This window comes from Cytophagia bacterium CHB2 (genome assembly GCA_030263535.1).
Classification (GTDB): domain Bacteria; phylum Zhuqueibacterota; class Zhuqueibacteria; order Zhuqueibacterales; family Zhuqueibacteraceae; genus Coneutiohabitans.
The window spans coordinates 1-9,714 of the sequence record SZPB01000250.1 but is presented as its reverse complement, the minus strand read 5'-3'; the positions used below and the strand labels follow the sequence as shown (position 1 = coordinate 9,714).

Here is a 9,714-nt window from a genome sequence, read left to right as displayed (position 1 = left end):
TGCCTCATTCCCGGGGTGGGAAACATTGAGATTTTCGTATTCCGCGACAGCTTCATCAATACGTTCGAGCATGAACATCGCTTCCAAATAGCCGCGATGCGTTTCGATTTCTTTGGCATCGTAGGCGCGCGCCTGCTGAAACAATGCCAGCGCCAGCTCGGCATCGCGCTGGCGCAGCAACAAGCGGCCGCGTTGCAGCATCGCCGCAATCAGCTCTTTGCGCGCGTGTTGATATGCATTTTGATCGGAGGCGGCGCGGTCGCGTTTGTTCATCTGATCGAAAATTTGAGTTGCACTGGGCAACTCGTTGTCGTCAAGATGCAAACGAATCAACGCCAGTGCGGTGCGATCCGCCAAAGCTTGTAAGAACGGATCGGGCCGTTGTTCCAGCAGCTTCAGCAGGCCGTGATACTCGTTCGTGGCCAGCTCGAGTTCGCCCTCGGCCGCCAATTGCTGCCCGAGACGAAAGCGCGCAAAAAGGCTGGCCTCGGCATGATGAGCGTATTTTTGAATCAACAGTTGATAGGTCGCAAGCGAATCGCGCGCCGAGAATGAAAGCCCCAGGTTCAGGAGACGATCAATAGCCTGCTCGCGCCAATCAAGCCGTTCGGGAAATCGTGCAGCGATTTTGAGATAGGCCTCTTCCGCCGCAGAAAGGCGGCGCATCTCCGTCAATACTTCACCGGCGTACACTAGCGCATCGTGACAATAGTCGATCTGCTGTGGATATTGATCGGGAAGATTGAGAAAATAGTTGAGCGCAGTTTCGCGCCGCCCTTGTTCCCGCGCAATTTTCCCGAGAGCCAGACGGCACAAGGCTTGCGCTTTCGGCCAGGGAAGTTCGCGATGCATAATTTCTTCGAGAGATTTGATATCGCGTTGCGCGGCGGCGAGTTCAACCCTGGCCAGAACGGCGGTTTCGAACTGGCGGTTGTCGCTCTGCGCCAACACACTCCAGATTGCGAGCGCTTCGAGCGTATCGCCTTGCGCGAGAAAGCGCCGGCCTAATTCGAGTTCCGCCCGGCTGATCGCCAGCGTCGAATCCGGAAAATCAAAAGGAATGGCGTTGAGCGTGAGTATCGCAATTTCGGCGTCAGCAAAATTTTGGGCGAACGCAATGCTTTGCTGCGGCGAGCTGAAGCGCGCCAGCATGCCGCTTTCCGGAATGCGCCAGATGTCGAGATTGCCGTAGTGATTGGCGGCATAGTAGATTGCTTGATTGCGGCCCCAGGCAGGAAAGAGTGCGCCTTCATGCTTTGGGGTAATTTGCAGCTCGCGCGGCGCGCTGAGCAGGCGGCCGTGTCCGTCGAAAATTTGAATGAGTCTCAGGTGAGTCCCGGCTTTGCTGTTGCCGGTTTCCGATCGTTGCAACACGATCATATTTCCCTGCGGCGACCAGCTTGGAAAATTATTGTCGCCGATGAACGTCATTTGCCGCGCCGGTTCTCTTGCCGAGGTATCTGCTGCGAGAATGAACAATTGCCTGCCGGAGTGGCCTGCAACCGGCGCGATGCTCGCGAGATGTTTGCCGTCGGGCGACCACGCCGGATGTGTGCCCAGGGTGTTGCTGAAAGAATGGGCGATTTTGTTTTTGAGATGATAAAACCAAATGCGTTCATAACCGCTTGGCCCGCGGCTGAATGCGATTATTTTTCCATCTGGCGAGAAGGCCGGCGTGGTTTCACGCATAAAATTTGCGGTGAGGCGCGTGGCCTTGCCCGGTTCCAGGCGGCCCTCGCGCTCGTTGACCTTCATCAAAAAAAGATCGCCCTCGGCATCATCCCGCCGGGAAATGAAAACGATGGCTTTGCCATTTGGCGACCAAGCCGGACTGAAATCATCGCTAGTGTGTGTTGTCAGCGGAAAGGTTTGGCCGCCGGCCGCCGGTTTCACCCAAATGTCATAGTTATTGTTGCCGTGCGAAACATAAGCGAGCCAGCGCCCGTCCGGCGAAAGCGCAGGCATCAAGTCCGGCTCGGGATGGGAGGTCATGGGGTGGGGTTCGAGCAGGCCCTGGCGTGTTGCAGCTAGATTAGCTGCAGAAGGAAATACCGATGGTGTTGAAGGAGATTGTGCGATTGCAGAAAGGAACAAAATAGTCATGAAAAAAATAACAGCCATATTTAAATCTCACAATCTGAATTACGAGACAAGAGGGCAAATGTGCTTGCTGCGATATGAAGTCTACTCCGAATTTGCCTGACCTCCTCGGAGTCGTGCGCAAATTGGTTTTTTAAAACTCGATAAGCCGTAAGCGAAAGGCATATGATTTCTGAGAATCGCGGATACCGGAAAAGGTCTAATCAAGCTTTCTCAAATCGCGCCACCTCCACCCGTGCGTCATTGAAGCACGCGCCGCCACCAACGACGTTTAGCGTGTCCGGCGAGAGCGCGGTTGAGGTTTTGCCGTTTTTCGAAGCCTTGCGCCAAGCGCCTTTCGGCATCACCACAACGCCGCTGCGCACGTCTGCCTGAATTTTTAGGCGGCACACGACTTCTCCGAGATTGTTGAAGACTCTCACGGTCTCGTTGTTATGCAAACCGCGTGCGGCAGCGTCAGCGGGATGCATTTCGAGATAAAGCTCGGGCATCATGTATTCCGCCATCATACTGTTGATGGCTTTGTCGGTCGCCGGGCTGATCATGGCAAGAGGATAAGCGGGATTTGTTTCTTCGTCGAGAAATTCATAAGGATGCTCGCCCAACTGCGCCGGCGCGAAATGAACCTTGCCGTCATGCGTGAAGGGAAAGGCGGTGACGAATTGTATCGGCAATTGGCCGGGAAAATCGAAGAACGCGATTTTGTCGCGCTGCAATTGTTCGAAAGAAATCTCCCGGCCCATGCCGCGAATTGCATGAGTGGCGTTATGCAGATAATCGTGAGTATTTTTTTGAAAAGCTTCATCCTCCCAGCCCATCGCCCGGCCGAGCATGGCAAAGACTTCCTCGTTTGGCTTGGCTTCACCAAGCGCGGGAATCACCGGTGCGCTGTAGTGCAAGGAATAGCTGCCGTAAGCTTTTTTGATTTCGTGCTGTTCCAGAAATGTGACGGCCGGCAGCAAAACATCGGCGAAGACCGCGGTGTCTGTCATCACTTGATCGAAGACCACTGTAAATAAATCCTCGCGTTGCAAGCCGGCAATGATGGCGTTTTGATTCGGCACAGTGGCCACGGGATTGCAATTGTACACAAACAGCATTTTGACCGGTGGATTCTTTTCTTCCAACAAAACTTTGCCGAGCACATTCATGTTGATCGTGCGCGTGTTCCAGGAGTCTGCCTCCGCCATTTTGCTGCCATCGAAACGATACGCGCCGCTGTTGCTGAGAGTGTAACCGCCGCCGCGTTTGCCGAATTTTCCCAACAACGCCGGCAGCGCGAGAATCGCGGCGGCGGCCTGTCCGCCATTGCGATTGCGTTCCAGGCCCCAGCCGGCGCGCATGACGGCCGGCTCGCTTTCCGCATAGAGCCGCGCAATTTTTTCGATATCAGCGGCCTCGACGCGCGCAATGTGCGCGGCTTTTTTCAAGCTGAATGCTTCCGCTTTCTCCAGTAATGTCTCAACGCCGGTTGTATGTTGGGTGATAAAATCCCAATCCAACATTTTATTTTCGCGCCAATAATTGATCATGGCAAGCGCAACGGCGAGATCTGTGCCCGGAAAAACCGGCAAATGAATATCGCTTTCACGCGCCGAAAAATTGCGCACCGGATCGATCGTGATGATCTTTGCGCCGTTGGCTTTCGCTTGTTTCAAGAACGGCACAAGATGAATATGTGAAGCTTTGGGATTCACGCCCCAGATGATGATACAGCGGCTGTGAACATAATCTTCAAAAGCAACGCCAGCCATTTTGCCGTACATGCCAATCGCTGCTTCCGTGGTCGGCATAGCGCAAACCGTGCGCGCCAGCCGTGAAGCGCCCAACTTCGCAAAAAAGACTTTGTCGCTGGTATCCTGGCCGAGTATACCGTTCGAGCCGCCGTAGCTATAAGGCAAAATTGCCTCGCCGCCCCAGCAGCTTTGTATTTCAGTGCAGGATTCACTGATGATGGACATGGCCTCCGCCCACGAAATGCGCTGAAAGCGGCCTTCACCTTTGGCGCCAACGCGCTGCATCGGATGGAGCAGGCGTTCTTTGCCATAAACGCGTTTGGTGAAATTCGCCACTTTCGAGCAAATGAAATCATCCGTAAGCGGATTCACACGCGAGCCGCGAATCTTGCTGATACGTCCATCTGTAACCTCGACGTCGAGGCTGCAGGTGTCCGGACAATCCATCGGGCAAACGGAGGGGAGGGTTTGAGTGGGCATGAAAGGACTCTTTTGAATTTTTATTCACTTGAGCTTGGGCAAAGTGCAATGCTACGCATACGCAGGCCGCTGCCTTAATCCCGCGCTGCGGTTACTGGTGTAACCGCTCACCGGTTTCCACGCCCGGCCGATCTGCGATCGCGCGCGGGCGGCGGGGCTGCCGTTAATTTTTTTATAGCCTCGGCGGAGAGACCGGTGTAGCGCTTGATTTTCTCGAGCGATTCGCCATTAGCCCACATCAGTCTCGCGATTTTCTCAATCCCCTTCTCAATCCCCTTTTCAATCCCCTTTTCAACCCCCTTTTCAATTCCCTTTTCCAGCCCTTCACGTTTTCCCCGGCTGTACATCTGCTTTTTTTCTCTTTTGATGGCATTGACCAACATATTGACCTCCTTGGGATCATCAGAAGTACGTTCCAATTTTTTGTAATCAGCCTCTTCGATTCTGCCATGCAATGCCAACTGCCGGAACCAATTCAGCAGAAGGGAAACGGCTTTTCTATCTCGTGGCTTCTCGAACAATTTGAGTAACTCACGTTCCAATAGCGCCAAGTCATAATGCGCCTCGGCCAAAAACAGGGTCGAAACGACATTGCCGATTTTCAACAAATTTGCCTTGCTGAAAGCATTTTCAATGATGGGGAAATACTCAAAATGTAAGGCGCGCCGGCCCAGCAAATCATGCCCCTCGATCAGCGCCGCGAGATTCACCGGCGCCGTCCAACGCCGCTCGCCATTGTAAAGCATGATCGGGAAAACCGGCGGCAGTTTTTTCAAACGCTTTTGGGAATCGACCAGATGCCTGTAGAAATCCACGATGTAACCCAGCATCTGCAATGCCACAAAACGCTGCGGCGTGGCCTTGAACTCCAGCAAAATAACGATGTAAAAATCCCGGCCCCGCAGTTTGATTTTGTACAGCAAGTCTGTAAACGTCTTCTTATATCGCTTTGAAATAAACGAGTCCTTGACCAGCTCACATGTCGAAAAATCCAAATCTTTGACCCAGGGTTCATGCACGAAAGTCGTGATCAACTGGCGAAAGATTTCCCGGTTTGAAAAAAGCTTTTTGTAGCCTCTGTCGTGAATGTCGTCCATGGCCGGTGGGTTGGTGTTGGTGCTGCTTTCGTTGCCGTCAGCATTTCTAAGGCACTCCGCCTAGCGCCAAAAATATAGCAAAACTTTCGAAGAAATCAATCTTTGGAGAAGCTTTTTCTGTGGAGAGAGAGGCAGGATGTCGTGAATCTTCAGTAACTCGAAACACAAGCGCCGCCCGTGTCGTCATTCGGTGCGGGCGGCGTTTTGTTTTTAGCATATCCTATGCGCCAGTCTTCAACTAAACAACCCGCGAATATCCTCGGCCGTCAAATGCTTGAACAAACCTGAATCCGTAGTGATGAGTTGCGACACGAGATTCTGTTTGCGCTTTTGCAATTCGAGAATTTTTTCTTCGACGGTGTCGCGCGTGATCATTTTGTAGGCGAACACGCTTTTGTCCTGGCCGATGCGATGCGCGCGGTCGATGGCCTGCCGTTCTGCCGCCGGATTCCACCAGGGATCATAAACGATAACGTAATCCGCCGCAGTCAAATTCAAACCCAGGCCGCCGGCTTTCAGGCTAATGAGAAAAGCCTTCAGCTTTGGGTCGTTTTGAAAGCGCGTGACTCTGGTTTCGCGGTCGCGTGTGTGACCGGTGAGCATCTCGAAGGCAATGCCGTCTTTTTTCAGTTGTTGCGCCATCAAGTTGAGCATGCGCACGAATTGCGAGAACACCAGCACTTTGTGCCCGCCGGCGAGAATGTCTTGCAGCATTTCAAGAAATGCTTCGAACTTGCCGGATTCCTGCTCGCCTTCATCAAAAATCAAAGAGGGATGGCAGGCCAGTTGGCGCAGCTTGGTCAGGCCTTGCAACACTTTGAAACGCGCGTCTTGCAAGCCGGTCGTGTCGATCAAGTTCATAATCTCGGCGCGATAGTGATCGCGAACTTGTTGATAAAGTTTGGCCTGAGTTTTCGACATGGCGCAATAGTAAACTTGTTCGCTTTTGGGCGGCAGCTCACGCGCCACGATTTCTTTGGTGCGGCGCAGCAGAAACGGCGAGATCATTTTTTTCAACAGAGTTGCGCTTTCTTCATCGCCGTAGCGCTCGATAGGCGCGGCAAACGCGCCCTGAAAATAATGCCGCGAGCCTAACATCCCGGGATTCAGAAAAGAGAATTGCGACCACAATTCCAGCGTGTTGTTTTCCACCGGCGTGCCGGAGAGCACCAGACGATGCCGGCTTTGCAGAATGTTGGCCGCCTTGGCGGTTTGCGCTTCAGGATTTTTGATGTTCTGCGATTCATCGAGCACGATGTAGTGAAACTGAAAATCTTTCAGAAACTCGATATCGAGGCGCATGGTGCTGTAGGTGGTGAGCACGAAGTCATATTCATGGAAATCCGCGCAATCCCGCGCCCGCTCCAGGCCGTGATGCACCAGCACGCGCAAATGCGGGGTGAAGCGGCTGCATTCTTTTTCCCAATTGAAAATCACTGAAAGCGGCGCAACAATCAAACTAGTGGGACGTTTGCCGCTGGTAACGCTGACACCATTCGCATGTCCGCTGCTCTTGCCATTACGTTTTTGCGCGAGTGTTTTCGAAGATCCATTAGCGTTCTCCGCCTCACGCGCGAGCAGCGCCAGGGTTTGAATGGTTTTGCCGAGACCCATGTCATCGGCGAGGCAGCCGTTGAAACCATATTCTTGCAAAAAGCCAAGCCAGTTCAATCCGGCTTGTTGATACGGCCGCAGCTCGCCACGAAAACCCGCGGGTACCGGCACGTCTTGAATGCCCTTGAAGTCTTTCAATTTTGCGAGGCGTTTACGAAAGGCTTCGTCATAACGTTTTTCCGCAACTTCATCGAAGAGGGAATCGACCAACAGTGCATGCGCCGAAGCGATGCGCGCCTTGCTGTTCTGTGTTTCCGCGAAATTGAAGAAATGACGAAAACGCTTTTGCCACTCTTCTGGCAGGCGCGCCTGGCTGCCGTCCGCCAATTTCACAAAACTGTTTTGTTTGCGAATGGCAGTCCGCAATTCAGCAAGCGACAGCAAGACGCCGTCATAATCGATTTCGACTTTGAGATCGAACCAATCGATTTCAGAAGAAAGCGAAACATTGACTTTCGGCGCGGCGCGATTGATGCGATGGCGCGCCAACTCTTTTTCGCCGAAAATTTCAAAGCCCTCTTGTGCGAGCTTGGGCAATTCATCAAACAGCCAGGACAAGGGCTCGCCCACCGGAACGCAATGCTGCTGATTTTCAGCCAATGCCAGGCCGTGGCTATAAAGCGTTTCAAACGCCGCGGCTTCAGCCTGGTGATCACGCTGCACGCGCCAGACTTGATGGTTTTCAGTCAAGCTCGTTTCCAATCCGCGCAGGGTATCGACTTCGACGGCTTGGTCATAAACAAATTTTACCTCGATACAAAGCGTTTCATGATGCTCGCGCAAATACAGCCGGCGGCCGGTGATTTCGCGCGCGGCCTGCAATTCCACGCCCTCCGGCAAAACAATGTGCGCGCGATCTTGCACGTGCGGCGCAAAGGCCTGTAAGAAATCATTCAACTGATCTTGCGGAATGAGAAGTTGAAAGCCGGAACGAGTGAACGGCAGCAAAAATGTGGCTGGCAATGCGGAGTCGAGCGTGATGAGCAGGTTGCCTTTGAGCAACCAGATCGGTGAAACGGTGAGCAGGCGATAGTTATGATCAAAATCTTCCGTGTGGTTTTGTCGTGTCGATGAGCTTCCGTCGAACCGCGTGATTCTGGGAAGCAAACGATACTGCAGCGGCGCACTCTCGCCAAAGCGTTCAACATGAAAGGACAGCTTGGCGCGGTCGCGCGCGACCAGCACACGCTCGGGCATCTCGTCGCCATTGTCGAGATAAAGGCGGCTGTGTGTGAGCAGATTGAGCAGCGCGCCGGCCTCTTCGGCAAAATCAAATTCATACGTTTCTTGCAGCGAGCGGGAGTAATACGAATAGTAATAGCTGCGGTTGTACTCGTCGGAATTCCTGCCGAGCTTGTCAAGATAGTTTAGCGCTTTTGTTTCTGATGCGGTCGCGGAGACTTTTTTGAGATTGCCGCTATAATCAAACGCGACCCGGCTTCTTTGCCCGAAATCGCCGTTCTTTTTAATGTACGTGCTCGCCGGCGAGAGAAACCATTTGGCCACGTTCGTGCGCAGAAAGAACATCAATTCCCACGTCATGGCACGCTTGCCGGGAATCTCGCGCTCCGGCAGCGCGGGCACATTCTTTAGATAATCCTGCCAGGTAAGCGCCGGCGGGTTCAGACCGTTGCCGTTTCTCGACTCAGAATGAATTGCATACATCAGCGCAACGACGTGAGCGCAGGGCGCGACGTAGCTTTTGCAACCACATTCGCTGTTCAACTCGCCCATCTGATCCCGCCAGACGACGGGCTTATAGACGAATTGATAATCGCGCACCGTCGCGCTGGCGGAATTTTCATCGCTTGGACCCAGGGTGACATGGCGGCCTTTGTACAAGCGCTGCGCGTGTTGGTGGAAAAAAGTGCGTTCGAGGCGATTGAGTTCGGTTTTGGAGATTTGCATGTCAATATGCTGAATGAGGTGGAGAGTTTTAGTTCTTGTCGCGATCGCGGACTGCCGGCATCACTCCAATTTCAACTCAGTTTGTTGAAATTCCTGGCGGGCGCGTTCGAACGCGGCGCGCGGCCGCGTTTGATATTTTTCCATGTACATCATCGCGCGATCAAGAATCCAAAGATCACTTTCGAGATAATACTTGTACACCTGTCCGCCGCGCTGAACTTTCTGCGGCTGGAGGTAGCCTTCTCTCACGAAGTAAGCAAGTTTATCTCGATTAAGACCTTTACCAACTTTTTCGAGAATCTCGCCGGGGGTGTAATTTTGTACATGCATAATATGAAGAAGTATTTGTACAAGTGCGAATACTGGTCGGCGCGATTGTATTAGAATTCGGCATGAATTGCAAGAAAAATTTCATGGTTGTCAAATTTATCTCCGCATGATCTTGACAAACGAATCATCTCGGTAAGAGGGCAACGACTTCTCGTTAAAAATTCGAAAAACACCTATGGATCCCGTTTTTATGGTGCGCCTCTTGACATCCTCCCAAATTTCTTTATCTTGATCAACCTCTTTGCATCTTCTCTTGCAACTAGCAGCGATTCCGCAATTATTTGCACGAATAAGCGCATGAGCCGAGGGCAGTCACGGCGATGAAATCTTTGCGATCGATGGTGATAGCACTAACACGGCGCGTTTGCGGCGCGGCGCGCTCGGCGACATCCACAGCCGAAGCCAAAAAACGTTTGAAATTTGCACGATTTGAAGGACAGCTAGCGCGC

At 52.7% G+C, this 9,714-nt stretch carries 5 protein-coding genes; all 5 read right to left on the bottom strand.

The genetic code is table 11. The features are described from left to right. A partial coding sequence (locus FBQ85_20710) for a hypothetical protein (protein ID MDL1877560.1) occupies positions 1–2,121 on the bottom strand: 2,121 nt, incomplete at its 3' end. A gap of 182 nt (positions 2,122–2,303) precedes the next feature. Continuing rightward, a complete protein-coding gene (locus tag FBQ85_20705; GenBank protein ID MDL1877559.1) occupies positions 2,304–4,316 on the bottom strand; it encodes a hypothetical protein in 2,013 nt (670 codons plus the stop codon). Between the two features lie 107 nt (positions 4,317–4,423). Further along, a complete protein-coding gene (locus FBQ85_20700) occupies positions 4,424–5,413 on the bottom strand; it encodes an Rpn family recombination-promoting nuclease/putative transposase (GenBank protein MDL1877558.1) in 990 nt (329 codons plus the stop codon). A 234-nt stretch (positions 5,414–5,647) separates the two neighbouring features. Further along, positions 5,648–8,935 carry a serine/threonine protein kinase gene (locus FBQ85_20695; protein ID MDL1877557.1) on the bottom strand — a complete coding sequence of 1,096 codons (3,288 nt, stop codon included), beginning with the start codon at positions 8,933–8,935 and terminating at the stop codon, positions 5,648–5,650. 60 nt (positions 8,936–8,995) lie between these two features. Further along, entirely contained in the window at positions 8,996–9,265 is a 270-nt protein-coding gene (locus FBQ85_20690; protein ID MDL1877556.1) for a hypothetical protein, read from the bottom strand. Between the last annotated feature and the right edge of the window lie 449 nt (positions 9,266–9,714).

Excerpts from the sequence above, each read along its gene's own strand:
- FBQ85_20705 (MDL1877559.1), bottom strand. The coding sequence starts at position 4,316 with ATGCCCACTCAAACCCTCCCCTCCGTTTGCCCGATGGATTGTCCGGAC.
- FBQ85_20700 (MDL1877558.1), bottom strand. The coding sequence starts at position 5,413 with ATGGACGACATTCACGACAGAGGCTACAAAAAGCTTTTTTCAAACCGG.
- FBQ85_20695 (MDL1877557.1), bottom strand. The coding sequence starts at position 8,935 with ATGCAAATCTCCAAAACCGAACTCAATCGCCTCGAACGCACTTTTTTC.
- FBQ85_20690 (MDL1877556.1), bottom strand. The coding sequence starts at position 9,265 with ATGCATGTACAAAATTACACCCCCGGCGAGATTCTCGAAAAAGTTGGT.